This window comes from Delftia sp. HK171, assembly GCF_001886655.1.
Classification (GTDB): domain Bacteria; phylum Pseudomonadota; class Gammaproteobacteria; order Burkholderiales; family Burkholderiaceae_C; genus Comamonas; species Comamonas acidovorans.
Map to the genome: position 1 here is coordinate 4,444,719 of NZ_CP018101.1, position 25,294 is coordinate 4,470,012.

Sequence of the window (25,294 nt, forward strand, 5' to 3'; positions counted from 1 at the left end):
GCAGAAATGACGCTCCTGCATCTTACGGGCCAGGCCCACCGGCTCTGTGCGGTACCGCACATACCGGCAGTGGCATCTGTGCCTGGCCCTGCTGAGATAGCCCCCTGATTCCCCGGCCCCGTCCTATCGCTTATCTTTGAAGATAGGAACAGGACTGTGCATATGACTAGGCATACGGAGTCAGTAGAGGTAGTCGTGAAGGACCAGCGCCGCAGGCGCTGGTCTCTCGCAGAGAAGGCGGCGCTGGTGCGCCGAACCTACGAACCAGGCATGAGCGTGTCATTGGTCGCTCGGCAGGAAGGCGTTTCGGCTGGACTGCTGTTCCAGTGGCGCAAGCTCGAACGGCAAGGTGCTTTGACCGCCGTCTCCGCTGGCGAGGCAGTCGTGCCCGCATCCGAACTGGCGGCTGCTCGCGCGGAAATCGCCAAGCTGCAGCGCGTGCTCGGCAAGAAAACCTTGGAGAACGAAATCCTCAAGGAAGCCGTGGAGTACGCCGCAGAAAAAAAGTGGATTGCGCGCTCGCCCTTGTTGCCCGGGGACGACCAGTGAAGACGGTTTGCCGGACGATGGGGCTGGCGCGCTCGCATGTGCGCGACCTGCTTGGGCGCGGTGAAGACTGGACCGATGGCCGCAGCCATCGCACACCCAGCGACGATGCCGGGCTGCTCGCCGAACTGCGCCAGCAAATTGCCGACTTGCCCAGCTATGGCTACCGACGTGCCTGTGCCTTGGTGAACCGCCAGCGTGCGGCACGGGGCGCCCCGAGGGTCAATGCCAAACGCGTCTATCGCGTCATGGCACAAGCCGCTCTGCTGCTGCCCAAGGCGCCTCGCCGGCGCCAGTCCGCACGCTCGCATGAGGGCCGTGTTGCGGTCTCGCGCAGCGACCTTCGATGGTGCTCCGATGGTCTGGAAATCAAGTGCGATTCAGGTCAGACTGTGACGGCCACCTTCACCAAGGATTGCTGCGACCGTGAGGTGATGGCTTGGCGCGCGTGGGAGGGCAAAGGGCTGCCAGGTGAGCCGGTACGCGAGATGCTCATCGAGGCCGTGGAGCGCCGCTTCGGCTCGGTCGAAGCGGTCCCGCAGGGCCAGGAGTTGGAGTTCCTCAGTGACAACGGCGGTGCCTACATCGCCGCCGAAACGAGGGCGCTGGCACGCGCGCTGGGCCTGAAGCCCATCAACACTCCCGTCTGCAGCCCGCAGAGCAACGGCATGGCCGAGAGCTTCGTCAACACCTTCAAGCGCGACTATGTGGCGCGCATGGACCTGAATGACGCGCAGACGGTACTGGCGCAACTGCCTGCGGCCTTCGAGCACTTCAACGAGGTGCATCCGCATTCTTCGCTGAAAATGCGGTCGCCTCGGGAGTTCAGGCGGCAACAGGCTGCAGGGGCTGACCAGCTGCTTTATTGCGAATAGGGTGGGGTCGGGAATACGGGGGCGACATCACTGCGGCCCCCCCGCATCCAGAAAGCCCCCCGAAAACCCTTGTGCCGCCACGCTTACAACATAATTTGTCTGCGGCCGGTTTGACTACATCCCATCACCTGGACCAGGAACACAGTGGACTTTCAGGAGCCATCTTGGCTTTTGAAGACCATAGGAGTTTCACATGTCCGTTTCCCAGAACACGCCAGGCAAAAGCCAGCAGCCCGTTGGCCAGCCCAGCAAGCCCCAGCCACAGCAAACTGCTCCCAAGCAGCATCAGCCGGGCTCCGCTGAAGAGCAAAAGAAGCAAGCCCATCAAGGGCAACCGAAGCAGTAATCCAGCCGCTCCGTAACGAAAAAGGGCCCTCGGGCCCTTTTTGATTTCAATGGACGCAAAGGACGGGTTTCTGCATTCGGCCGGTCCATCAATCCTTGTGTTTAATCCACGTGGCTCCAGCCGCCTCCCCGCATCCGGCGCCCACCAGGCCACCGACGGCGCCCCCAACGAATATTCCAACCGGTCCTCCCACGGCCGCGCCAAGCACAGACCCCAGTGCTGCGCCAAAAATCATGAAGCCGGCCACCATGGTTGATTTGGACTCCCGCAAGGCCTCTGCCTTGCCCATTCGAATCTGTGCTGCCTGGTCGGGGTCCTGCGAAGGAACGCCGTGCCCTGGAACCGCCTGGTCGGCAAGATCAGGGTCCTGAGGCCTGCCAAGCAGTGACCTCAGTGAAATCGATGCAGTCATGGCCTTCTCCTCGAAGATGAGGAAGAGATAGATGCACCCCGCCTCGACCATGTTTTAAGCCCACACCAGAATTTTCCATGAGGTCCGCTCCGCCGAAATTGCGTAAGCAAACAGCCTCATCAGGACGGCAGGGTATCGAAGCCATGAATCGCAGGAGGTCAGGCAAGCAAACCGGCTACCGCGACGGTATGGCATGCGCTGCCGGCAACCACGAACAGATGCCAGATGCCGTGCGCGTGGCGCGTGCTCGCCAGACGCCGGTAGAACACCGTTCCTGCCGAATAGAGCAGTCCGCCGGCGAGCAGCCAGGCCAGGGTCTGCGCACCATGGCGAAAGGCCACCGGCACCGCGCCCCCCAAGCTGAGCCAGCCAAGGCTGATGTACAGAGACAGGCGCGGCGGCGAATCGAAACCCAGTGCACGTATCGCACCCTGGAATGCGAGTCCCCATACGCCGCCAAGCAGCAGCCAAGCCCACAAGCCAGGGGGCGCCATCAAGGCAAAGGGCGTGTGGCTGCCGGCAATCAGCAGGTAAATGCAGGCGTGGTCGACGCGCTGCCAGAAACGCTTGCGCACCCCGGTACAGCCATGAAAGAGGGCCGATGCGCCAAACAGCGCCGCCAGGGACAGGCCAAACACCACAGCGCCCACAATCTTGCGCGCATCGCCGCCGGCCACCGTTTCGCAGATGAGAACCACACTGGCCGCCAGGCCCACGGGCAGGGCTGCCAGATGACTCCAGGTATTGAACCGTTCGCCGGGCTGGCCCCAAACGCAAGGGCCGTGCGGCGAGCCTGCCTGCAAATCTTGCATGGAGCCTCCTGGCGCATGGCTGAGCAACGCCGGGCGCGGTGGCCCGGCCCGGCCACCCTAAGGCCCAGACGTGACAGGGCAATGATGGCAACGGACACGCTGGAGAGCCCGTCCACCGGACACCACACGACGTGCCGCGCCAAATTGAAACATCAGGCCTTGAAACCATCCTCAAACCATCCATATGGATGGCATAAGGATGTTCCATGGCCACAACCACCTCCACCCCTCGCGTGAGCGAATCCGAGAAGCTCACCATCAATCTGGGCTACGTCGACCTGGGCCAAATCGACCTGCTGGTCGCCGAAGGCTTCTACGCAAACCGCAGTGATTTCATCCGTACAGCGATACGCAATCACCTGCGCAGCCACGCGGACGCGTTGCAACAGGTCGTCGCCCGCAAGATGCTGGTCCTGGGTATGCAGCATTTCTCCCAGGCCGATCTCATGCGGGTGCAGGCTGCCGGGGAAAAGCTGCAGATCCGGGTGCTGGGCTTGGCCAGCATCGCGCAGGACGTGCCTGCGCAGCTGGCCGCAGAAACCATCGAATCCATCACGGTGCTGGGAGCGCTCCAGGCCAGCCCCGCCGTTCGTGCCGCTCTGGCCGGCCGCATTACCTGAGAACCATTCCATGAAACAGCTTTTTCACGACATGCTGGGCGAGGCTACACGCCTGACGCGCACTGGCAATTTGCTGGAAGCAACCGAGCTGATTCAGCGCACGTTGCGAGGCGAAAGCGCGCCCGCGCCCCACGGCAAGACAGCCGCAACCAGTCATAGGGAAGAAGGCTGGATCGTCGATGCCGAAGCCCGTTTCATCGACGATGCTCCCGAACTCGCCGTGCCTGCGGGCTCATCGCAGGCAGACACCTGCAGCGACGAGCAATGGCTGCGCGGCAGCTACTCGCACGGAGGCCGGCAGCTGGCCTATCGGCTGTATGTGCCGCCAGGCAGTGCACTTGAAGCGGGGCCTCGGCCGCTCGTCCTCATGCTGCACGGTTGCACCCAAGGGCCGGAAGACTTCGCCGCCGGCACGCGCATGAATGACCAGGCACGCAGGGCTGGTGTATTGGTGCTCTATCCTGAACAAACACAGCATGCGAACTCGCAAAAATGCTGGAACTGGTTCAAGGCCCAGCATCAGCAGCGGGGCCGGGGCGAGCCAGCACTGCTGGCGGGCCTGACACGCCAGGTGGTGGCTGACCATGGCGCGGACGCATCGCGTGTCTATGTCGCCGGACTATCAGCGGGAGGTGCAATGGCGGACATATTGGGGCGCACCTATCCTGAGCTGTTCGCCGCCGTGGGTGTGCATTCGGGCTTGCCCGCCGGTGCTGCGTCCAATCTGCCATCAGCCCTCGAGGCGATGCGAAGAGGCGCAGCATCAGGCTCAGCCAGCGGTCCCAGCGTGTGTCCGGTGATCGTGTTTCACGGCGATGCCGACACGACGGTGCACCACGACAACGGCGCGGCCGTGGTGAATGCTGCACGCAGCGCGCAAAGTCCCCAAGGCGTACCTCGCGTCATCCAGGGCCATGCGCCGAACGGCCAGCGATTCACCCGCTCTGCCTATGTCGCAGCCGACGGAAGTACCGCCATTGAACACTGGCAACTGCATGGCGCAGGCCACGCATGGTCCGGCGGCAGCTCAGAGGGCAGCTACACCACGCCAGGAGGAATCGACGCCAGCGCCGAGATGCTGCGCTTCTTCCTTTCGCACAAGCGTGCTCACGGCTGCTGACGCGCGGCACCGGCAGCGAGCTCGCGAGGAGGCCCTGGTCGGCAGCAACCGCTGCGGAGCAGCCGGCAGCTGCAGGTTTCCGAACAATGGTCTCAGGCTGAGAGCTGACGCAGGAGCTTCAACATCGAACATCGGGGGCGATCAACAGCTGAACTTGATGGTCTCTGGCTGCAATCTCCAAGAATCGGCATCCAGGGGTTTCCGCAGCCCTTGTCGGCGTCCACCTCGGCCCGGCCCCTTGGCGACGATTCACCGTGCCATCAGGCAAAATCCGGAACATCGGGAAAGCTTGGCGTCAGGTCTGCCGAGAGGCCCAACTTGAAGAATGGAACAGTATCAATGGCACTGACGAAGAAGGGCGAGTTCTGGTACGGGACGACTTCCGGCGACACCCAAGCCGAGCTGCGCAGCTACAGCATTGCGAATCTTCATGAGGCCGTCCGGTTTGCCTCGTCCAAATGCGATTGCGGGTGCCGGACTTTTGCGCTGCAGACGGATGAGGAAGCCGGCGTGGCCATCCGCACCTGCACCGACTGCGGGCAGGAACACCTGATGGGCGACAGCGCGGAATATGTTGAAGAGGCCACCCCCGAGGCACACGAGTGCGTGTGCGAGAACGAGACGTTCGAACTGATGTCCGGCGTCTCCGTGTACGAAGGCACACACGACGTGCGCTGGTACTACATCGCTTGCCACTGCGTGGAATGCAATCTGGTTGGGGTCTTCGCAGACTGGAAGTGTGAAGCGGGTGATGCGGCGGCTTTCCTCGCCAAGGTATGAGTGCGTGCCCCCCGGGGTTCCGCTCGCAGGATCGACGGCCAAGGAGTGTCATGAGGTGGTCGGTGGACCTGGCTGTATCAATGACGGCAACCGCTGCACTGCCGTCCTTGCCGACGGCAGCTGCAGGCTGGTTGCCAACGTTCAGCGAAGACAGCCAGACGACGTCTCCCGACCCGACGCGGGCGTAGGTTTTGCTCGAAAGCAGTCGCCCATTTACCCGGCGTAGTACGGCCAGCGTTCCTGTGGGTTGTTGCGGCAGAAGTCATGTGCCTTCAAGAGCCGAGTTCGCGTTAGCCGCTGATTGCCATCGCCGGCAAGCGAGGCGTCGCACTGCTGCGAGAGCCACGTGATGAAAAGCTCCGCACTCTGAAATTCTGCTCGCTCGTCCCTGTGGTTTGGGTAGGCAGCGAGTTCCTTCTGCGACTCTCTAGGCGTGAGCAAATTCCCGTCCACCACTGTGCCGTATACAAAGGTGCCATCGAACTCCCGAAGGCCCATGCCGCAGTAGTCGCGATGGCGATAACAGAGTTGTAGTCCCTGCTGGAGAAGTTCAGCAGTCCGCTCGCTGAGTTCCTTTCCGATGGGAATAGTGGCCAACGCCTCTGCATTGTGAGCCGACTTCGCGGCCGCGCGCTTTTGCCTTTTCCTCCGAACAGATAGTAGGAAAATCGTTACTCCAATGATGGGGAGCGGGGCGACAAAGAGAAATGTCTCCCAAACCGTTGCCTGCATTTTTGCTGTCCTTGACACTCGATTCTGGGCCGACGCCCGGTGACGCGCGGTGCGGGACGATTGGCCACACCACCCCGCGATTGACTTGCCCGCACACGCGCCTTCAACCCGCCGGCTCCAGCCGCTCCAGAACATAGCGGCCCCGTTGAGCGATGGATGGCACAGGGTCCGCCGCCAGCTGCAAGGCAATGGGAAGCGCCGTGCCGCCCAGCGCCTTCATCTCACGGGACAGCGCCTCCGCAGCCTCCCGCCGAACATAGGCGGAACGGTCGCTGGCAGCGCTGGCCAAGGTCTCCAGAAAGGGGACGGCGACATCCAGATGTCGCTGCCCGAAGACCGCTTCCATTCGGCCTAAGTAAAGCCCCTTGTGAATCCACCGCCAGCGGCGCTCCTGCAACCAGAGCACTTTGCCCATCAGCAGTGCGCGATAGGCCCGCGCACGCACAGCGGGCTGGATCGCATCCCGCGCAATCGTGTTCCAGTGCGCATCCAGCACCGCCGTTCGTGACACTTGCGCCAGCAGTTCGGCCATCGGGCCCGATGTTCCGGAGATCACCATGTGCCGTATTCCATCTGCTACACCGGGTTGCTCCAGCAACTGATCCAGCACCTGCCGGTCCACCGCCTCCAGGCGGCCCCACTCCGTCCAGAAAGGCAGCACCGCCCTGAAGGCTTCCCCTGTCTTTTCCGATCCAGCAGCGGTGGCCAGCGCCGGCAGGCACTGCCTAGCCGCGCTGCGCACCTGCGGAACCCAGTCGTTCAGCCGACGCACTGCTAGCGCCAGTACGAAGACACTCACGGGAGGAACTACCTCACTGGTCGCGCGGCCCACGCGCGGCAACCAACCCTTCAACATCAAGGTCCATAAGGTAGTCGCCGCAGGCCCGGCCAGCACGGCACGCAGCGCATGCTCCCGGTCGAAACCACTGCCGCTGCACAAAGCAATCCATGCCGTGCCCGGATGGCGAAGCAAATGCTTGCCGACCGGTCCCGCCCCCCGGTACGCATCCACAGCGCCCCGTATCACCTGCTCCCACTGTGCCATGCGGTCCAGAGGCAGAGCCTCCGTCCGCTCCGCCAAAGCCGCCCTAGCCGCTTCACCGGGCACGCCCGATGCCGCTGCCTCGATCACCTTCAGGACAGCCTCTCTCAACCCATTCGCCGCATCCTGCACCACCCGCATCCGCCCTCCCTGGCTGGTCTGTCTTGTTCTCACACGCAGTATGCCGCCAGCAGCCGATCAGGCGCTCGAGGTGCGTTTAGACGTTTGACCGTGCTTGCCGACGCGGAAGGCATGCAACCCGGTACGCGTTCTGAACACGGGAGACGACGGGAGGCGTGGCGAAGCATTCTCATTCAGACCTGACTCGGAACAAGGTCCAATCGTGGACGCAGAAGCCCGCGACAGGAGTTGAAGCATGCTCTGACGCTGGGGCATCCACAGCGACCACTGCAAGGCCCGGGACATACTGCCTCTCGCTATCGAGGCGATAGTACATTTCGTCGCCATCATCAAATTCGATTGGCTCGTTTTTTGAAATCATGGACAACATGTCACCAACCCGCAAACCTCGATAAGAACCCATATAGCCATCGAAGACGTATATGCATGCGAGTTGCCCGTACGCAGAGAACACCAGACGAACGGCATCTGAGCCGAAGAATATGGTGACACCACCACGCTGATCAAGGCTCCGAAGAATAAGCGCCCCCTTGTTCTGAGCCAGAGCGATGTTGAGGTGAAATCCGGGAACGTCGTTCACCGGGCGGGTGTCTTTCAAGAAGGGTTCAACGCTCGATAGGGACTGGCCTATTTTGAATCCTGCGGCGGACTGGCCGGGATCGATGGGAGCGTGGAGATCAAGCATATCTGGGGGGGAATGTTTTGCGAGTGACCATTCTCGCTTGAGAGTAGCAGTCCGCCCAACCTGGCACACAGCCGTGTCACATACTCTGAAGAATGACGGACCCGCATCGGCCATGGGTGTCTAGCATGAGCCCTTCACCGGCAACGATCTCAATATGACTTCGCAGGGTGCTTGCCGAACTTCTGCAATGGGTCGCATTGTGCCTGTGGCCGGGGTGCACCAACCGAGCGGAAGCTCCACGCGCAGGGCGGTTCAACCGGAGGAGCGAGGCCAAGTTCGCAACCTCAGCAGGCCATCTGCGGGAGCGGTTGCGCCGAACTCTTTCAGTTCTACATAGCTCCACAGGTTGCCGAAGTCATCGTCCATCAGGACCAATAGGAAGGTGCTCGAAAGTCGGGCCACCGCATCCAGGACTGCTCGGGAGCCCGGGCCAGGACGGCAGGCAATAGCTGCCGCAACAGATGGCTGTTGGCCAAGCCGGCGCACGATGGCCTCATCGCTCCCCCGGCTCTAGTTCGCGCGTCCAATCGTCTTGCGAATAGATGAAGTAAACGAACGATTCGGGCGCGCTACCAATTTGCAGGGCGTGGAGTTCGTGCTCTGCCGCCGCAGGTGCCACGCTACTAAGGTAAACCGCAACACCATCCATCGAAGTCGAGGCCTTTTGAGATTCAACTGGAGCCGCAAAACCGACACAAGCGTCCGCTTTTCCGCAGATTCTGAGGTCGCGGCGACCGACCGGTTGAACTCACAACTGTAAGCGGTCCCGGGCGTCAGCCTTTCCAGCGAAGAAGTCGGGCGAGCCAATGCCCCCTCGGTCGTCGGGCCTTGTTGGGGAGCCAAGGATTCGTGCGAGGTTTATGCGGGGCATACCCCGATCCATCTTCGATGCCAACGACGGTATGACCAAAGCAGTCGACCAGAGCAACAAGGCTACCTGTTCCTCCGTAAGGGTAGCCGTGCGGATTGAAGGCGAGCCTGCATCGAGCATCGCCTTCAACGACCCCTAACAGGTCGTAATCGCCCTCCCATAGCGCACTGAGCATTGACTCCAGCGTCCAACCAGGATTGGGCATCGCCGCTGAAAGGCGCACCGCCACCGGCGTCGAGAACCACTCGTCGTTCCATTCCTTCATCTCGTCGTCGGTGGGTTTCCAAAAGTAGGCGACCTCGACATTCGAGAAGAATCCAGCAAGTCCAGCCCCGTCGAACTCGTCGTCCTCTTTCGCAATCATGACGCGCTTGAGGAAGTCCCCGAGACGCCGCAGCGCTTGGCCATCCTTGGGCTCGAATTCGACGAAGCAATAGTCCATATGACGAATATCGTGCTACGCGATGCAGTCGAGAGCTTCAGGCTGATTTACGGACGTCCACCGCCCTCGTTCACCGCAGCCTCCGTGGTTCGACACCGCCACCGACCCGCAAGAGAAAATCTTCAACTCCGTGCCCGCTGAGAGAACGGATTCTCGCTGATGGTCTCCAGCGCTAGGACAATCTGTTCCAGGGGAATCATTTCGAGGCGACCAGGCAGCGCAACTGTCCTTAACTCTGGGGGAAGGACCATGGAGGGCCCCATGGTCGAAATGAACGCTTGGAGCGTATATGCCATGGGCGCATCCTTAACCGCAGCAGAACGGAGACGGCCGCTACCGCTGCATCGCTGTCATCGACACCAACTGCGCGAATGCAGACTCAGGTCCGGCAGCAGACAACTCCACCACTACGAGCTGCATCCCCAAAAACGGCTCGCCCCCTCCCCTCCCGCGCTATCATCAGCCCCGGCCCCCTGTCCCGGGGCTGATGCTTCAAAACATCCGTCGTATAGCGGCACAGCCTCTCCGAAAGCGAGGCTTGGTACACCGAATCCATCAGTCAATGCAGATGCAATGGCCTGTGGATTCGATCCGCAATGGAGCACGGAACAATGAACACCGTTTCTCTCGCCTGCGCGCCGTCTTTTGGCGCAGCCCCTCCCTCATGCCAGCCCTTTGTGCCCGGCCAACTGCGGAGGGACATGGCATGAACCCCACCCAGCCCTCCACCGCCACGGACAGCCACAGCGCCCGGCAGCTGTCCAACGCCCTCACCCAGGTGGACCATCTCGTGCAGCAAGGCTGTGCAGAAATCTCCGCCATCGCCCAGCTGGCCCTGGCATGGCTGGAGACGCCCAAGGGCCATCGCCACATGGACGTGGTGGCACGCGCCCTGCAAAGCATCCGCGACAGCGCCGAGACGCTGGCCGACTACGCGGGCACCGAGGCCCAGGCCATGGGCTGCGGGTTCGAGGACCCGGCCGAGATGCGCCGCGCTGAAGCGGCCGAGGCGGCGGCAAAGGCCATGGCCCACCTGTTTGAACGCCGCGCCAATATGCCGATGCCCGGGCCGGACGGCAGCAGCTGATGCGCCAGCGCGCCGGCCGGCCGGCGTTCAGCCCACGTTCAGACCACACTCAGCCCACGCTTAGCCGCAAGGCAAGCGCGACCAGCGTGATGGCAAGGACCGGAAGGGTCAGGACGATGCCGACGCGCAGGTAGTAGCCCCAGGCAATCGTCATGCCCTTGCGGGCCAGCACATGGAGCCAGAGCAAGGTGGCCAGGCTGCCGATGGGCGTGATCTTGGGGCCCAAGTCACAGCCGATCACATTGGCATAGACCATGGCTTCCTTCACCAGCCCCGTGGCCCCGGAGTGCTCGATGGACAGGGCGCCCACCAGCACCGTGGGCATGTTGTTCATCACGGAAGACAGGCCCGCCGACAGAAAGCCGGTGCCTATTGCGGCGCCCCACACGCCGCCGCCCGCAAACACTTCCAGCACCCTGGCCAGGGCGCCGGTCAGCCCTGCGTTGCGCAGTCCGTAGACCACCAGGTACATGCCCAGCGAGAACACGACGATCTGCCATGGCGCGCCCTTCAGGACCCGGCCTGCGCTGATGACCCGGCCATGGGCGGCGACGGCCAGCAAGAGCAGCGCACAGGCCGCGGCCACGGCGCTGACGGGAACGCCCAGCGGCTCCAGCCCGAAGAAGCCCAGCATCAACAGCGCCAGCACGGCCCAGCCTACGCGGAAGGTGGCCAGGTCCCGGATGGCGGCCGATGGCGGCTGCAGGCGCTCCAAGGCGTAGGTGCGGGGCAGATCCTTGCGGAAGAACAGGAACAGCACGCCCAGGCTGGCGGCCACGGCAACCAGGTTCACCGGCACCATGACCGACGCGTAGTCGTTGAAGCCGATGCCGAAGAAGTCCGCCGAGACGATGTTGACCAGGTTGGACACCACCAGCGGCAGGCTGGCCGTGTCCGCGATGAACCCTGCCGACATCACGAATGCCAAGGTGCTTGCGGCAGAAAAGCCCAGGGCCACCAGCATGGCCATCACGATGGGCGTCAGGATGAGCGCGGCGCCATCGTTGGCAAAGACCGCAGACACCACGGCGCCCAGCAGCACGATGAAGGCAAACAGGCGCCTGCCGCTTGCGCGCCCCCAGCGGGCCACGTGCAGTGCAGCCCAAGCGAAGAACCCGGCTTCGTCCAGCAGCAGGCTGATGATGATGACCGCCACGAAGGTGGCGGTTGCATTCCAGACGATGCCCCAGACGACGGCGACATCGGCCCAGTGCACCACCCCCAGGGCCAGTGCCACGATGGCGCCGAGCGACGCGCTCCAGCCGATGCCCAGGCCTGCGGGCTGCCAGATGACCAGGACAAGGGTGGCTGCAAAGATCAGGAGGGCCGCAAGCATGTGCTGTTTTCTTCGGGGATGTGCAGGCGGCAGAGGGAGCCGCAGCGGTGTCGGTGTCGGTGCCGGGTGACGGTGGCAGGTGTCGGTAGCAGGTGTTAGTGGCAGGCTTCAGTCACGGGCCAGGTCGCGGGCAGACTGCTGCAGCGCGTGCCTGGCCAGGGACGATGGCGGCAGGTTGACGAGCCGCTCCAGGCGGCGCCGCATGGCCAGCAGGGTCTGGCGGAATGCGGCCTGCCGGCCTTCGTCGCTGCCTTCGTCGCTTCCTTCGGCCCGCGACGGGTCCGCGTAGCCCCAGTGCGCGGTGACGGGCTGGCCCGGCCAATAGGGGCATGCCTCGCCGGCGGCGCTGTCGCAGACGGTGATGACCAGGTCCATAGGGGGCGCATCAGGCGCGCCGAACTCGTCCCAGCTTTTGCTGCGCAGGCCTTCGGTGCACACGCCCGCCTGCTCCAGCGCCGCAATCGCCAGCGGATGGGGCTGCTGGTTGTCGCGGGGGCTGCTGCCTGCCGAGTAGGCCTTGAAGCGCCCGCCGCCGAGGTGATTCAGCAGGCCTTCCGCCAGGATGCTCCGGGCAGAGTTGTGCGTGCACAGAAACAGGACGTTCAGGGGTTTGTCGGAAGTCATGGCAGGAAGTGTTCGGGGCGGGGAAACCGGGGGAGCAACGTCAGCAGGACTTGCAGGACATGTCGGCCACCTCGCATGCCGCACCTGCACAGCAGTTCTGCGTCAGGAAGCCGAGCAGGCCGTTCATGCGCTCATAGGCGGCGCGGTACACCAGGTTGCGGCTGGCCCGCTCCTGCGTCACCAGGCCCGAGCGGGTCAGCTCCTTGAGATGGAAAGACAGCGTGGTGTTGGCGGCGCCCAGGCTTTCTGCCATGACGCCCGGCGTCAGCCCCTCGGGCCCGGCCACGACGAGCGCGCGGAAGATGCGCAGGCGCAAGGGGTGGGCAAGCGCGGCCAGGGATTCGACGACTTCAGATTCATCCATGGGCGAATCATACGATATTTCAACAAATGTGGAAATATTGACCAGGCCGGCGCTGACCGATCGTGCCTGCCCATGCCAACCCACGCCACCCCATGCGGATGGGCACCCATGGCTGACCACCGCGCCCGGTTGCCGAAAAGCGCAGGCAACCGGGCACGGTCCGATCTCAGGCGCCCTGCGGCAGATAGCTTGGCCGGGCCGCCGTCATGCCGCGCTTGACCTGCTGGGTGAGCTCGTCGGCCAGCACTTCATCGAGCCCGGCCTCCAGTCCGTCCAGCGCGCGGCTGACGATGTCCTCGGGGCTGGACTTCGGCGCTTCAAGCCCGCGCGTGAGGTCGGTGTCGACATAGGCCATGTGCAGGCCCAGCACCTGTGTCTTCTGCCCTGCAAGCTCGCTGCGCAGGGCGTTGGTGAGCGACCAGGCGGCCGACTTGCTGGCCGAATAGGCGGCCAGCTCGCCGCCGTTCACCCAGGAGGCCACCGACAGCACATTGAGCAAGGCCCCGCCGCCGTTGGCCTTGAGAACCGGCGCGAAGGCCTGGCTCATGCGCAGTACGGCGAAGAAGTTGGTCTCGAAGATGCGCCTGGCGACCTCTTCGCTGTCGGGCGCCATGAAGCCGCCGGGCTGGGCGATGCCGGCGTTGTTGATCACCAGCGTGACGTCCGACGCCTGCGCCGCGGCGGCGGCCACGTCCTGCGGGCGGTTCACGTCCAGCTGCAGGGCATGCACGCCGGGCTGGGTGACGGTGGCGGGGTCGCGCGCGCCGGCGTAGACCTTGCGGGCGCCACGGGCGAGCAGCTCGCGCGCGAAAGCCAGGCCGATGCCGCGATTGGCGCCGGTGACGAGAACAACAGCGTTTTCAATTTTCATGGAGCACTCCAGGGGTGGGGAAAAACAGATTCAACGGATCTTGATGACGACCTTGCCCTTGGCATGGCCGGCTTCGGCATAGGCAAGGGCCTCGTTGGTGGACTCGAATGCGAAGACCTTGTCCACGACCGGGCGGATGGCGCCCGCTTCGATGAGGCGGGTGATCTCGCGCAGCTGGCCGCCGTTGGCCCGCATGAAGAGGAAGGAGTAGTCAATGCCACGGCCTCGCGCCCGGCGCCTGACACCGGAGCTGAGCAGCCGCATCACCAGCCGCACGAATGCGGGCGCCGCGATGTTTCTGCCAAATGCGGGATCGGGCGGGCCGGAGATGGAGACCAGCTTCGCGCCGCCCTTGAGCACGCGCAGGGATTTGCCAAGCGTCTTGCCGTCCTGGCTGTTGAGCACCACGTCGTAGTCGTGCAGGACGTCCTCGAAGTCCTGCGTGCGGTAGTCGATGACGACATCCGCGCCCAGGCTCCTGACCAGTTCGAAGTTGGCCGCGCTCGTGGTGGTGGCCACAGTGGCACCCAGGTGCCTGGCCAGCTGGATGGCGAACGTGCCCACGCCGCCGGAGCCGGCCTGGATGAAGACCCTTTGCCCCTTCGTCAGCTTCGCTGTCTCCACCAGTGCCTGCCAGGCCGTCAGGCCCACCAGGGGGATGGAGGCCGCCTCTTCCATCGTGAGCCCCTTGGGTTTTGGCGCCAGCGACGACTCCTTGACCGGCACGAACTCCGCGAACGTACCGATCCGGAAATCGTCCGTGCGTGCATAGACCTCGTCGCCGGGCTTGAACTGCCGCACGCGCGGGCCGGCCTTGACCACCACGCCGGCCACGTCGTGGCCCAGGATCAGGGGCAGGCGATAGGGCAGGATGAGCTTGAATTGCCCGTCCTTGATCTTGGAGTCCAGCTGGTTCACGCCTGCGGCATGGACCTGGACCAGGACTTCGTCGTCACGCAGCTGCGGCTCGGGTACGTCTGCCAGCTGCAAGGCGAGGTTCGCTCCATGGCTTTCCAGAATGAATGCCTTCATGGCTTTCCTTTATATGATGGTCATCATATGTAATGGCGAAAAAAATCCAGGCACATGCACAGGGCATGCGCCATCACTGGCTGGCCGGCGCCAGGTGCTTGAGTGCTGCCTCGCGAAGGCTGTCGGACAGGGCCGGATCGTCCACTGCCCGTGCCAGCAGCAGGCTGCCGACCATGGTGGACAAGGTGACGAGCGCGCGCTCATGGGCGCCGGGCTGTCCCCAGTCCGGCGATTGGCGGGCGATGAGATCGACCATTTCCTTGATGTGGCCCGTGGCCACGCGGCGCACCTCCGGCGCCTGGCGCGAGGTCTCGGAGCCCAGGGCCGCCAGGGGGCAGCCCACCTCGGCGCGCTGGACATGTTCCTTGGAAAGATAGGCGGCCAGCATGGCCTGCAGCACCATGCCGGGCGGCGCCTTGGCCACCACGTCGGCGACGGCGGCGCAGGACTCGGCGCAGGCCTTGCCCGCCGCTTCGGCCAGCATGGCATCGCGCGAGGCGAAATGGGCGTAGAAGGCGCCGTGCGTCAGGCCCGCCTCCTTCATGATGTCCGCCACCCCGGTGCCGCCATAGCCGCTGCGGCGGATGGCACGCGCCGCCACGGAGACGATGCGCTCATGCGTGGCCTCCTTGGCGGAAGCCCGGGCGCTGGAATTTGTGTTTCGCATGATGGTCATCATACATTGTTTGCGCCATGCACGCGCCGCAGATGGGACATCCGCCCGCAGCCATTGCATGGACAATCCCGGCATGTCTGCTGCTGCTTCACACAACAAACCATCCCGCCCCGTGCTCATTGCCGGCGGCGGCATCGGTGGCATGGCCACTGCCCTCACGCTGCACCAGATCGGCGTGCCCTGCATCGTGTTCGAGTCGGTGGCGCAGTTGCAGCCGCTGGGCGTGGGCATCAACCTGCAGCCGAACGCGGTGCGGGAACTGCATGACCTGGGTTTCGGCAACGATGTGCTGGACACCATCGGCCTGCAGGCGCGGGAATGGGCGCTGGTAGGCCGCAACGGCAACGAGGTATATGCCGAGCCGCGCGGGCTGCAGGCGGGCTACCACTGGCCGCAGTACGGGGTGCACCGCGGGCAGCTGCAGATGATGCTGTTCAACGCCGTGCGGGAGCGCCTGGGCGACGACGCCGTGCAGCTGGGCCGGCGCGTGGTGGGCTACCGGCAGGACGCCGAGGGCGTGACCGCGCTCATCGACACCCGCGATGGCCAGCGGCTGGAGATGCAGGGCTCGCTGCTGGTGGCGGCCGATGGCCTGCACTCGGCCGTGCGCGCGCAGATGCACCCCGCGCAGCCGCCCATCCAGTGGGGTGGCGCCATCATGTGGCGCGGCACCACGCCCGGGGTGCCGGTGCGCACCGGTGCGTCCTTCGTGGGCGTGGGCTCGCTGCGCCATCGCGTGGTGCTGTACCCCATCACGCCGCCGGACCCCGTCACGGGCCTGGCCACCATCAACTGGATCGCCGAGATCACGGTGGACAACGACGGCGGCTGGCAGCAAGGCGACTGGAACCGGCGCGTGGCGCTGGAGGAATTCATCCACCACTTCGACGGCTGGGACTACGGCTGGCTGGACGTGCCGGCCATGCTGCGCGGCGCCACGGATGTCTTCGAGTACCCCATGATCGACCGCGACCCCGTGCCCACCTGGGTGGACGGCCGCGTGGCCTTGCTGGGCGATGCGGCGCATGTGATGTACCCCGTGGGCTCCAACGGCGCCAGCCAGGCCATCGTGGACGCGCGCGTGCTGGGCGCGCAGCTGCTGGACCACGGCGTGGGTCCGCAGGCGCTGCGCGCCTATGACGACAGGCTGTGCAAGGACATCTCGGCCCTGGTGCTGCGCAACCGCGGGTCCGGCCCCTTCGGCCTGCTGGGGCTGGTGGACGAGCGCTGCGGCGGCGTCTTCGACCATATCGACGAGGTGCTGCCGCGCGAGGAGCGCGAGGGCTTCATGGCCCGCTACAAGGCAGCGGCCGGCTATGCGATCGAGACGCTCAATGCCGCAGCCCCCACCATCGCACCCGGTCGGCGCATGGCCGGGACGTGACCGGCGCATGACCGGCGCATGACCAGGGAGTGAGCCCTTGTGCGGCAGCAAGGGCCGCGAGTCGCCATAATCGGCCCTTGCCCCTGGCAGCCATCCCCAGATTTACATCACAGACCAAGCAGGAAGACCACATGCCCATCAAATCCATTCTGAAATCCACCGTGGTGACGCTGGCGATCGTGGGCAGTGGATCGCTTTTTGCGCAGGGCGCGCCCCTGAACACAGCGGCGTTTGACGCCCTGGTGGCGCAAGGCCCCGTCGCCGACGCCGCGACCATTGCATCGAGCACCTGGGCCAGCAAGATCAAGCAGACCGGCACGCTGCGCCTGGGCAGCACCCAGACCTCGAATCTGTTCTCCCTGCTCAACGAGAAGGACGGCAAGATCCGCGGCTTCGACGCAGGCCTGGCCCAGCTGCTCACGCGCTACATCCTGGGCGATGCGTCCAAGTACCAGTTCGCACAGGTGACCTCGTCCACGCGCGAGCAGGTGCTCATCAACAACCAGGCGGACATGGTGATCGCCACCTACTCCATCACCCCCGCACGCGCCGAGAAGATCTCGTTTGCCGGCCCCTACTACACCTCGCAGGCCGGGGTGCTGGTCAAGGCAAGCAACAAGACCGTGCAGTCGTACAGCGACCTGGCAGGCAAGAAGGTGGCCACGCAGGCCGGCTCCACGGGCCCCGCCATCCTGGCGCAGCACGCGCCCAAGGCGGTCGTGCAGGAGTTCCAGACCCACCAGGAAGCGCTGGACTCCCTGCGCCAGGGCCGTGTGGACGCCTATGTGACCGACTACACCCTGCTGCTCAACACCCTGAGCCTGGGCACTGGCGACGCGCGGCTGGCAGGCGCGCCCTTTGGCGCCCAGGATTCCTACGGCATCGGCCTGCCCAAGGGCTCGGACGGCGTGGCCTTCATCAACGCCTTCCTGAAGAAAATCGAAGCCGATGGCACCTGGGCCAAGCTGTGGACCGTCTCCATCGGACAGCGCACCGGCAGCACGGCCGTTCCCACGCCGCCCGCCCTGCCCTGAACGATGGGTGACATCTCCCGGCTCCTCGCCGACCACGGGTCTGCCTTCTGGCAGGCCCTCTTGCTGACCTGGAAGCTCACCGCCTTTTCGTTCCTGCCCGGCTTCCTGCTGGGCGTGGTCGTGACGGTGCTCAGGCTGCTTCCCCTGCCGCCGCTGCGCTTCGTGCTGACGGGCTACGTCGAGATCTTCCGTAACATTCCCAGCGTGGCGCTGCTGATCTTCATCGTGTTCGCGCTGCCCGATCTCAATGTCGTGATCGACTATGAACCCAGCGTGATCCTGGCCCTGACCCTGGTCTGCTCCGCGTTCACGGCGGACTATCTGCGCGCGGGCATCAACACCATTGCCGGCAGCCAGATCGAGGCCGCGCTCAGCCTGGGCATGCGGCCCATGCAGATCATCTCGGCCGTGGTGCTGCCGCAGGCGCTGCGCTCGGTGGTGCAGCCGATGACGTCTCTGCTCATTGCGCTGATGCTGTCCACCTCGCTGGCGTCCCAGGTGCCGCTTGCGGGCCGGGAGCTCACGGCGCTCGTGTCCAAGATCGCCAACGACTCCGCCGCCGGCATGGCCGCGTTCGCGGTGGCCGCCGCCCTGTACGTGGCCACCGGATTGCTCATTGCCTGGGTGGGCGCCATCCTGGAAAAGAAGCTGCGGATACTGCGATGAGCCGTTCTCTGGAAGACATTCTGTTTGGCGCGCCCAGCCCGCAGGCCAGGAAGATCACGCAGGTGGTCAGCCTGATCGCCGCGGCCGGGCTGATTGCGCTGGCTGCGGGCGTCGTGTGGCGTTTTCATTCCGCAGGCCAGCTCGAGGCCCGGTTCTGGGAATTCTTCGCCTGGCCCACCACCTGGGCCTTTCTGGCCAAGGGCCTGCTCGGCACGCTGGCATCCTCGGCCATGGCCGCCGTCATTGCGCTGAGCCTTGGGCTGGTGCTGCTGGCGGGGCGCCTGGCGCGGCCCCGCATCGTGCGCTGGCCCAGCATCGCCGTCATCGAATTCCTGCGCGGCACGCCCACGCTGCTGCTCATCTACGTGTGCTTTCTGGTGCTTCCCGCAGCCGGCATCAAGCTCGGCACGTACTGGATGCTGACCCTGCCCATAGGCCTGAGCACCGCCGCCGTGGTGGCCGAGGTCTACCGCGCAGGCGTGCTGGCCGTCCCTCGCGGCCAGACCGATGCCGCGCGAAGCCTGGGGCTGACCGAGGTCCAGGTCTTCCGGTTCGTCGTCTTCCCGCAGGCCCTGCGCTACATCGTCCCGGCCCTGGTCGCGCAGCTGGTCATCGTGGTCAAGGACACCACCTTCGGCTACATCGTCACCTATGGCGAGCTCATGCAGAACGCCAAGGTGCTCATCGCAAACTACCACGCGCTGGTGCCCGTGTACCTGGTGGTGGCGGTGCTGTACTGCCTGGTGAACTACGCGATATCGAGGGCGAGCAGGCGGCTGAGCCGGCCGGTGCACTGAGCCTTGTCACGAACGGCTTGTCGCGCGAGCACGGCTTGCAACTGCCATTGCCATGGCCAGGGCAACGACGATCAGAACGGCCGAGACTGCGAACGTGATCCGCATCGCGTTGGCAACGGCCTCGGGATGCGCCGTTGCGATGTCGGGCGACTTTGAAGCGAGCGCGAAAACCGTCCCCATCATGGATGCCCCGGTGATGAGCCCGAGGTTGCGCGACAGGCTGAGCATGCCCGAGATGACGCCGCGCTGGTCTGGATGGACATTCGCCATGACGGCCGTGTTGTTGGCCGCCTGGAAGAGCTGATACCCAGGGGTCAGGACGACGATGGCAGCAACGTATCCCGCCACGCCGAACATCGACGCAAGCACGGACAGTGCAAATGCCCCCGCAGCCATGGCGATGAGCCCGACGATGGCCATGGATGGCGCTCCCCAACAATCGACGGCACGGCCAGAGGGGACTCCGCTCAATATGGCGATCAACGGGCCCACCGCCATCACGATGCCAACAAGGGCTTCGTTGAGCCCGAGCGCACGGGCGAGGTAGAACGGCCCCACCACCAGCGTCGACATCATCACCGTCGAGACGAGCGCATTCATGGCAAGGCTTGCGCTGAAGCCTGGATCACGGAACATCGCCAATCGAATCAAGGGCGATGCGGCTTTCGCCTCGGCAAGCACGAAGAGCACGGCACCCAAGGCAGTGGCCAACACAAGAGCCCCGTTGAGCGGACCGAAACTTCCGCGCCCCAGCGTCATGGCCAGTGCGTACGCCACAAGCGTCACAGCCAGCAGCAAGGTGCCCAGATTGTCGAAGCGGGCCCGCCCCGTCTTCTCCCCCCGGCAATCGGCGGGCAGGTAACGGTGCGCGAGAACCCATGCCACGATACCCAGCGGTACGTTGACGAGAAAGATCGCCTGCCAACCGAGTCCGGCGATCAGAACGCCGCCCAGCGATGGACCGAGAGCGGTGCCCATTGCGGACATCGTTCCGAGCAGTCCCATGGCGCTGCCGGTCCTTTCCTTCGGCACCGTCCCGGCGACAAACGCCATGGTGAGGGCCATCATGATGGCCGCGCCAAGACCCTGCACCGCCCGGACGGCAATCAGCAGCCGGAGCGTGGGCGCCAGGCCGCAAAGGACCGAGGCCAGCGTGAACAGGAAGATGCCGACCAGCAGCAGCCGTCGGCGGCCCATGACGTCGCCGAGCCGCCCGACGCTGACGATCAGGGCGGTGATGGCCAGCAGATAGGCAAGGACGACCCACTGGACCTGCTGGAAAGAGGCGCCGAACGCCTGAGCCAAGGTCGGCAACCCCACATTGGCGATGCTGGTGCCCAGCGATGACAGCAACATCGATAGCGAAAGGCTGGCAAGCACCCACCGAATCGACGGCGTCTGCTCTGCACGGTCAGCGGCCATCCCATCTCTTGCTGTCGTGGCTGATTCTGGTGTGATTTTCATTGTTGGCGACTCCCGAAATTGAGCTATGGGAAGCGTAGTTCCCTGCCCGGCATGGCGGAAGGCGCACCACTTTCACTTTATTCGTGCGTCTGGCGCCATGTCACCACACGCCGTGCTACGGTCAATCCATGTCAAGACCCGATCTCAACCTGCTTGTCACCCTGGATGTGCTGCTTGCGGAAGGCAACGTGGCGCGCGCCGCCCAACGGTTGCGGCTGAGCCCGTCAGCGATGAGCCGGGCGTTGGCGCGTTTGCGGGAGACCACGGGCGATCCGCTGCTGGTCCGGGCCGGTCGCGGCCTCGTTCCCACACCTCGGGCGCTCGAACTCCGCGAGCGGGTCAGCCAGCTGGTGCAGGACACGGAAGCGGTTTTGCGCCCTGCCGAGCAGACCAACCTCCAGCAGCTGGTCCGAACGTTCACACTGCGGACCAGCGAAGGCTTTGTGGAGAATTTCGGACCGGACCTGATTGCCCGCGTCGGCGAGCAAGCGCCTGGCGTTCGCCTTTGTTTTGTGCAGAAGTCAAACAAAGGGAGCGGCCCGCTTCGCGACGGCACGGTCGATCTGGAGACCGGCGTTGTCGGGAGCACGATAGGTCCGGAGGTGCGTGCGCAGGCGTTGTTCCGAGACCGTTTCATTGGCGTCGTGCGAATGGGGCACCCGCTGAGCCAGGGCGAGATCACGCCCCCGCGCTATGCGGCCGGCAGGCATATCCTGGTGTCCCGGCGAGGGCAGGACAAGGGGCCCATCGACGAAGCCTTGAGTTCTCTCGACCTGCAACGGCAGATCGTTGCGATCGTTGGCGGCTTTTCAGCGGCGCTGGCCTTGGCCCGGGCCTCCGACCTGATCGCCAGTGTTCCCGAACGGCACACGGGGAACCTGCGTGCCGGAATGCGCAGCTTCCCCCTCCCCGTCCCTGTGCCGGAGATCACGGTTTCACTGCTGTGGCACCCGAGGCTGCATGCCGATCCGGCGCACCGGTGGCTGCGCGGGTGCGTACGGGAGATCTGCGCGGAACAGCACAGCGATTCCTGGCCATGCGAAAAAGCGGCCGAGAGCCCGGCGTGAAACCGATGGCTATCCGAAGTGCGGCAGCGTGACTACAGCGTGAAATGAACATGGCGCAGCACACCGTCCCCGGCTATGCTCGGTGCCTTTGCCGTTGCGCAGTCGGTGCCCGCTGGCTCTCCAACGGACCTTGCCTGTTCAGGACCTCCCATGCACATCGAACCCGGCGTCGTCAGCCCCGAGAAAATCGCCCTCAGTTACGTCACTGCCGCAGCGGCCTTCGGCCTGACCGCCGCCCTGGCACGGCAAAGCCTGCGCGACAACGGCGGCGCGCTCGCGCTGCTGGTGCGCAGCGTGATCACCACCGCGCTGGTGTTCAGCTTCTTCGAGGTGTTTCCGCATGAGCCGGTCGGCGTATCCGAGGTCCATCTGATTCTGGGCTCGACCTTGCTGCTGATGTTCGGCGCGGGTGCTGCGGCCATTGGCCTGGCGTGCGGCCTGCTGGTCCAGGGCCTGTTCTTTGCACCCTTCGACCTGCCGCAGTACGGCATGAACGTCACCACCTTGCTGGTGCCGCTGTATGCGGTGAGCCAGCTGGCGCGCCGGCTGATTCCGGCCGGCACGGCCTATGTGGACATCAGCTACCGGCAGGCCCTGGCCCTGTCCACCACCTACCAGGGCGGCATCGTGCTGTGGGTCGCCTTCTGGGCCATCTACGGCCATGGCGCCAGCCTGGCCACCATGACCGAGGTCGCAAGCTTTGGTGCTGCCTACATGTGCGTGGTGCTGGTGGAGCCCCTGGTGGACCTGGCCGTGCTGTGGCTGGCCAAGCGTCTGGCCGCCTTCACGCAAGGGCCGCTTTTCAACACCCGCCTGCACGCAGCGGCCATCTGACAGCCGGCTTCCCGGTCACCGCACCCTCGGTGCTCCGCTGTGGCGGGCTGTTCACGACTCCAGCCGCATCCGCGCTGACCAGCACCACGGCGGCTGCATCACGGAAATCAGGCCGGAAATCAGGCAACGGGCTCCCGTTCACGGGCCGCCCGATCCGTGACTTCCACCCAACGGACTGCCGCGCAGCAAGGGCCTGAAGGCCCGCATCCTGCGACAATTCGGCCCGCGCGCTCCGCTCCATTTCAATGCGACGGCCCCGACCTGCGCCGCATTGCGCCTTGCCTGGCAGCTATTGCACGGGGCCTGCCTGCGCCGATATCTTCATCGTCCATGGTTCTCGATCCCTTCACCCTGCTCGTTCTCACCACGGCCATGGCCGCCGCCTCGGCGCTGTATCTGGCTGCGGAATGGGGCAGCGTGCGCGAACGCTCGCTGCTGCTGTGGAGCGGGGGGTTTGCCATCATCGCCGTGGGCTGTGTGCTGGCCCTGCTGCGCTCCAGCGGCCATGTGCTGCTGGGCATCTGGTTTCCCAACGGCTTGCTGATCTGCGCGCACTGGCTGTTCCTGGCCGGCGTTGCAGCGTTCACGCACACCCGGCTGCCGCGCCTGTGGTGGCTGGTGGCCGTCGTCTGGCTGGCAATGCTGTTCATGCCCAGCGGACCGTGGTGGTCCAGGGCAATGCTGGGCATCCAGTCGCTGCTGATCGCCGTCATCAGCCTGCGCGCCGGCCTGCTGCTGCGCCCGCACGGCGGCACGCTGGGCGTGGGCGCGGCGCAGCTGCGCTTCGTTCTGCTGGCCCACGGCCTGTTCTATTTCACCAAGGCCGCCTCGGCCGTGGCGCTGGACACCTTCATCAACCTGGCCAATTTCCACGGCACGGTGATCCTGGTCTCGCTGGTGGAAGGCGTGATGGCGATCATGCTGCTCGCCATGTCCATGACCGGCACGGAGCGCCATCGCCGCGAGGAACGCATCGCGCAGATCGCCGCCCGCGACCCGCTCACCGCCCTGGACAACCGCCGCGCGCTCTATCTGCGCGCACCCCAGCTGCTGGAGCAGGCCTCAGCAGCCAGCCCCTGCGCCCTGCTGCTGATCGATATCGACCACTTCAAGCAGGTCAACGACCTGCACGGCCACGATGCCGGCGACCGCCTGCTGCTGACCCTGAGCGACCTCATCCGCAGCGCGCTGCCGCGCGGCGCACTGGCCGCACGGCTGGGCGGGGACGAGTTCGTGATCGTGCTGCGCAGCGTCGACCACGCGGCAGCGCAGGCGCTGGGCCAGGACTTGCGCGAGGCCTTCGCGCAGCAGGCGCGCACCATGTTCGAGACGCCGGAACCGGTGTCGCTGAGCATCGGTGCCACCCTGTTCGACCAGCCCGGGGTGGAGCTGTCCCACTGGCTCAAGCAGGCCGACGAAGCCCTCTACACCTCCAAGCGCAAGGGACGGGACCGCATGGAACTGGTCCCGCTTGCGCCCGGGCGGCCGCACTGAGGGCGCCGAGGGTGCCCTGGCCCTGGACATGCCTCACGCCAGCTCTTCATCCGCCAGCGCCAGCGCTGCCTGCGCCAGCAGTTCGGCGGCATGCGCATCGCTGCCGGGGGTGAAGACCCGGTGGCGCTGCGGGTCCAGCGGCGGGCCCCGGTCCACTTCGCACGTTTGCGAGGCGACCACGCTGCGCGTGCCCAGGGCAGCAGCCATCATGGAGACGGTGGTGTTGTTGCACACGGCCACGCTGGCCGATGCCAGCGCCGCGCCGAGCATCCAGATGTCGGTGCGGCCGCTCAGGTCCAGCGCGGAGTGGCGCATTTGCGCGGCCACCGATGCCACCAGGGCGCGCTCGTCCTCGCTGCCGGTGAGCAGCACTTCCAGCCCCGCCTGCGCCAGCCGGTCGGCCACGGCCGCGAAGCCGCTGGCGGACCAGCGGCGCACAGCCAGCCGCGCGCCCGGGTGCACGATGGCGTAGCGGCGGCTTGCGGGCAGCAGCGGGCGGACGCGGGCGCGGTCATCGGCATTCAACGGCAGATCCAGCTTGAGACCGCGGCGCGGCAGGCCCATATAGTCGGTCAGGGCCAGCAGGCCCAGCACTTCGCTGCCCTGCCCGGGCCAGGGCACAAAGCGCAGCGCATCCGCCTCGGGCACCCAGTCATCGGGGTCCGCAAAGCCCGCGTTGCGCCGCGCGCCAAAGTTGGCGACCAGGGCATTGGTGTTGCGGCCCGAGTCGTGCAGTTGCACCACCAGGTCAAAGCGGCGCGAACGCATGCGGCGCTGGAAGAAGCTGTATTCATCGGCCTTGGCCGAGGGCACGCCGGGCAGACCGGGCCAGCCGGGAAACAGCTCGAAGTCATCGACCGAAGACAGCCTTTGCGCCAGGCCTTCGGCCTCGGGCAGCCCCACCAGGGTGATGCGTGCCTTGGGCCAGGCCGCAGCCAATGCACGCAGAACGGGCGTAGCGCACAGCAGATCCCCAAAGCGGCGCGCGCGGAACACGCCGATTCTGCGCAGCTGCGGCAAGACGGCCGACCTGCGGTGGTCCGTGTACTTGCCGGGCCTGAGGGCGAGGGTTGAATCGGCCAGCCTCAGCAAGGGGTGATTCATGGAATTCATGGGCACTCTCCGCCTGTGGTTGCAGGC

Annotated in this window: 27 protein-coding genes; 13 read left to right on the plus strand and 14 right to left on the minus strand. The window is 65.2% G+C overall.

Going from position 1 to position 25,294, the window contains the following annotated elements; translation table 11 throughout:
- Positions 1-162 precede the first annotated feature (162 nt).
- A protein-coding gene (locus BO996_RS20005) for an IS3 family transposase (RefSeq protein ID WP_232240349.1) occupies positions 163-1,421 on the plus strand; the annotation gives its coding sequence in 2 pieces (ribosomal slippage) (positions 163-493 and positions 493-1,421; 1,260 coding nt in all).
- 193 nt (positions 1,422-1,614) lie between these two features.
- Entirely contained in the window at positions 1,615-1,767 is a 153-nt protein-coding gene (locus tag BO996_RS29255) for a hypothetical protein (protein ID WP_013801894.1), read from the plus strand.
- 88 nt (positions 1,768-1,855) lie between these two features.
- Here BO996_RS29255 and BO996_RS20010 read toward each other — a convergent pair whose 3' ends face one another.
- Positions 1,856-2,179: a hypothetical protein gene (locus BO996_RS20010; protein WP_071957174.1), complete on the minus strand. Its 324-nt coding sequence runs from the start codon at positions 2,177-2,179 to the stop codon at positions 1,856-1,858.
- A 158-nt stretch (positions 2,180-2,337) separates the two neighbouring features.
- A complete protein-coding gene (gene trhA, locus BO996_RS20015) occupies positions 2,338-2,991 on the minus strand; it encodes a PAQR family membrane homeostasis protein TrhA (RefSeq protein WP_071956210.1) in 654 nt (217 codons plus the stop codon).
- A 206-nt stretch (positions 2,992-3,197) separates the two neighbouring features.
- On the opposite strand from trhA, the gene BO996_RS20020 reads away from it, so the two are divergent.
- The 3 genes from BO996_RS20020 (at position 3,198) to BO996_RS20030 (ending at position 5,511) form a co-directional block, all read left to right on the plus strand.
- Complete coding sequence (locus BO996_RS20020; protein WP_013801892.1) at positions 3,198-3,611, plus strand: CopG family transcriptional regulator; 414 nt, start codon at positions 3,198-3,200, stop codon at positions 3,609-3,611.
- Between the two features lie 10 nt (positions 3,612-3,621).
- The gene (locus BO996_RS20025; protein WP_071956211.1) at positions 3,622-4,731 is read left to right on the plus strand and encodes an extracellular catalytic domain type 1 short-chain-length polyhydroxyalkanoate depolymerase; all 1,110 of its coding nucleotides are present in this window, start codon (positions 3,622-3,624) and stop codon (positions 4,729-4,731) included.
- Between the two features lie 339 nt (positions 4,732-5,070).
- A complete protein-coding gene (locus tag BO996_RS20030) occupies positions 5,071-5,511 on the plus strand; it encodes a hypothetical protein (protein ID WP_013801890.1) in 441 nt (146 codons plus the stop codon).
- A gap of 213 nt (positions 5,512-5,724) precedes the next feature.
- Here the strand turns inward: BO996_RS20030 and BO996_RS20035 are convergent, their stop codons facing one another.
- The 4 genes from BO996_RS20035 to BO996_RS20050 all read right to left on the minus strand — a co-directional run bounded on the left by BO996_RS20035 (position 5,725) and on the right by BO996_RS20050 (position 9,424).
- Positions 5,725-6,243 carry a hypothetical protein gene (locus BO996_RS20035; RefSeq protein WP_071956212.1) on the minus strand — a complete coding sequence of 173 codons (519 nt, stop codon included), beginning with the start codon at positions 6,241-6,243 and terminating at the stop codon, positions 5,725-5,727.
- Between the two features lie 103 nt (positions 6,244-6,346).
- On the minus strand, positions 6,347-7,426 hold the full coding sequence (locus tag BO996_RS20040) for a hypothetical protein (protein WP_071956213.1): 1,080 nt from the start codon (positions 7,424-7,426) through the stop codon (positions 6,347-6,349).
- Between the two features lie 169 nt (positions 7,427-7,595).
- Complete coding sequence (locus tag BO996_RS20045; RefSeq protein ID WP_071956214.1) at positions 7,596-8,111, minus strand: hypothetical protein; 516 nt, start codon at positions 8,109-8,111, stop codon at positions 7,596-7,598.
- Between the two features lie 773 nt (positions 8,112-8,884).
- Complete coding sequence (locus BO996_RS20050) at positions 8,885-9,424, minus strand: hypothetical protein (protein WP_071956215.1); 540 nt, start codon at positions 9,422-9,424, stop codon at positions 8,885-8,887.
- A gap of 706 nt (positions 9,425-10,130) precedes the next feature.
- Here BO996_RS20050 and BO996_RS20055 point away from each other — a divergent pair.
- Positions 10,131-10,511 (plus strand): hypothetical protein, encoded by a 381-nt coding sequence (locus BO996_RS20055; protein ID WP_071956216.1) that lies wholly within the window; start codon positions 10,131-10,133, stop codon positions 10,509-10,511.
- Between the two features lie 49 nt (positions 10,512-10,560).
- Here BO996_RS20055 and BO996_RS20060 read toward each other — a convergent pair whose 3' ends face one another.
- The 6 genes from BO996_RS20060 to BO996_RS20085 all read right to left on the minus strand — a co-directional run bounded on the left by BO996_RS20060 (position 10,561) and on the right by BO996_RS20085 (position 15,417).
- The gene (locus BO996_RS20060; protein WP_071956217.1) at positions 10,561-11,847 is read right to left on the minus strand and encodes an arsenic transporter; all 1,287 of its coding nucleotides are present in this window, start codon (positions 11,845-11,847) and stop codon (positions 10,561-10,563) included.
- 108 nt (positions 11,848-11,955) lie between these two features.
- Positions 11,956-12,471: an arsenate reductase ArsC gene (locus BO996_RS20065; protein WP_071956218.1), complete on the minus strand. Its 516-nt coding sequence runs from the start codon at positions 12,469-12,471 to the stop codon at positions 11,956-11,958.
- A gap of 40 nt (positions 12,472-12,511) precedes the next feature.
- Positions 12,512-12,835 (minus strand): ArsR/SmtB family transcription factor, encoded by a 324-nt coding sequence (locus BO996_RS20070; protein ID WP_012206185.1) that lies wholly within the window; start codon positions 12,833-12,835, stop codon positions 12,512-12,514.
- Between the two features lie 166 nt (positions 12,836-13,001).
- Entirely contained in the window at positions 13,002-13,706 is a 705-nt protein-coding gene (locus BO996_RS20075) for an SDR family oxidoreductase (protein ID WP_071956219.1), read from the minus strand.
- A gap of 30 nt (positions 13,707-13,736) precedes the next feature.
- Positions 13,737-14,738 (minus strand): NADP-dependent oxidoreductase, encoded by a 1,002-nt coding sequence (locus BO996_RS20080; RefSeq protein ID WP_071956220.1) that lies wholly within the window; start codon positions 14,736-14,738, stop codon positions 13,737-13,739.
- Positions 14,739-14,811: 73 nt separating this feature from the next.
- Positions 14,812-15,417 (minus strand): TetR/AcrR family transcriptional regulator, encoded by a 606-nt coding sequence (locus tag BO996_RS20085; protein ID WP_043824920.1) that lies wholly within the window; start codon positions 15,415-15,417, stop codon positions 14,812-14,814.
- A 70-nt stretch (positions 15,418-15,487) separates the two neighbouring features.
- Between BO996_RS20085 and BO996_RS20090 the strand changes: the two genes are divergently transcribed.
- The 4 genes from BO996_RS20090 (at position 15,488) to BO996_RS20105 (ending at position 19,295) form a co-directional block, all read left to right on the plus strand.
- On the plus strand, positions 15,488-16,798 hold the full coding sequence (locus BO996_RS20090) for a flavin-dependent oxidoreductase (RefSeq protein ID WP_071957175.1): 1,311 nt from the start codon (positions 15,488-15,490) through the stop codon (positions 16,796-16,798).
- A gap of 131 nt (positions 16,799-16,929) precedes the next feature.
- Positions 16,930-17,832: a glutamate ABC transporter substrate-binding protein gene (locus BO996_RS20095; protein ID WP_013801878.1), complete on the plus strand. Its 903-nt coding sequence runs from the start codon at positions 16,930-16,932 to the stop codon at positions 17,830-17,832.
- Between the two features lie 3 nt (positions 17,833-17,835).
- Positions 17,836-18,498: an ABC transporter permease subunit gene (locus tag BO996_RS20100; RefSeq protein WP_071956221.1), complete on the plus strand. Its 663-nt coding sequence runs from the start codon at positions 17,836-17,838 to the stop codon at positions 18,496-18,498.
- The gene (locus BO996_RS20105; RefSeq protein ID WP_013801876.1) at positions 18,495-19,295 is read left to right on the plus strand and encodes an amino acid ABC transporter permease; all 801 of its coding nucleotides are present in this window, start codon (positions 18,495-18,497) and stop codon (positions 19,293-19,295) included. The genes BO996_RS20100 and BO996_RS20105 overlap by 4 nt, the downstream gene beginning before the upstream one ends.
- Before the next feature lie 6 nt (positions 19,296-19,301).
- Here the strand turns inward: BO996_RS20105 and BO996_RS20110 are convergent, their stop codons facing one another.
- Positions 19,302-20,717, minus strand: coding sequence for an MFS transporter (locus BO996_RS20110; RefSeq protein ID WP_232240383.1), 1,416 nt, complete (start codon positions 20,715-20,717; stop codon positions 19,302-19,304).
- Between the two features lie 170 nt (positions 20,718-20,887).
- On the opposite strand from BO996_RS20110, the gene BO996_RS20115 reads away from it, so the two are divergent.
- The 3 genes from BO996_RS20115 to BO996_RS20125 all read left to right on the plus strand — a co-directional run bounded on the left by BO996_RS20115 (position 20,888) and on the right by BO996_RS20125 (position 24,154).
- Positions 20,888-21,826 (plus strand): LysR family transcriptional regulator, encoded by a 939-nt coding sequence (locus BO996_RS20115; RefSeq protein ID WP_071956223.1) that lies wholly within the window; start codon positions 20,888-20,890, stop codon positions 21,824-21,826.
- 150 nt (positions 21,827-21,976) lie between these two features.
- Positions 21,977-22,660 carry an energy-coupling factor ABC transporter permease gene (locus BO996_RS20120; RefSeq protein ID WP_034395797.1) on the plus strand — a complete coding sequence of 228 codons (684 nt, stop codon included), beginning with the start codon at positions 21,977-21,979 and terminating at the stop codon, positions 22,658-22,660.
- Between the two features lie 330 nt (positions 22,661-22,990).
- A complete protein-coding gene (locus BO996_RS20125; RefSeq protein WP_071956224.1) occupies positions 22,991-24,154 on the plus strand; it encodes a GGDEF domain-containing protein in 1,164 nt (387 codons plus the stop codon).
- 33 nt (positions 24,155-24,187) lie between these two features.
- Here BO996_RS20125 and BO996_RS20130 read toward each other — a convergent pair whose 3' ends face one another.
- Complete coding sequence (locus BO996_RS20130) at positions 24,188-25,267, minus strand: glycosyltransferase family 9 protein (RefSeq protein ID WP_071956225.1); 1,080 nt, start codon at positions 25,265-25,267, stop codon at positions 24,188-24,190.
- Positions 25,268-25,294: the final 27 nt, after the last annotated feature.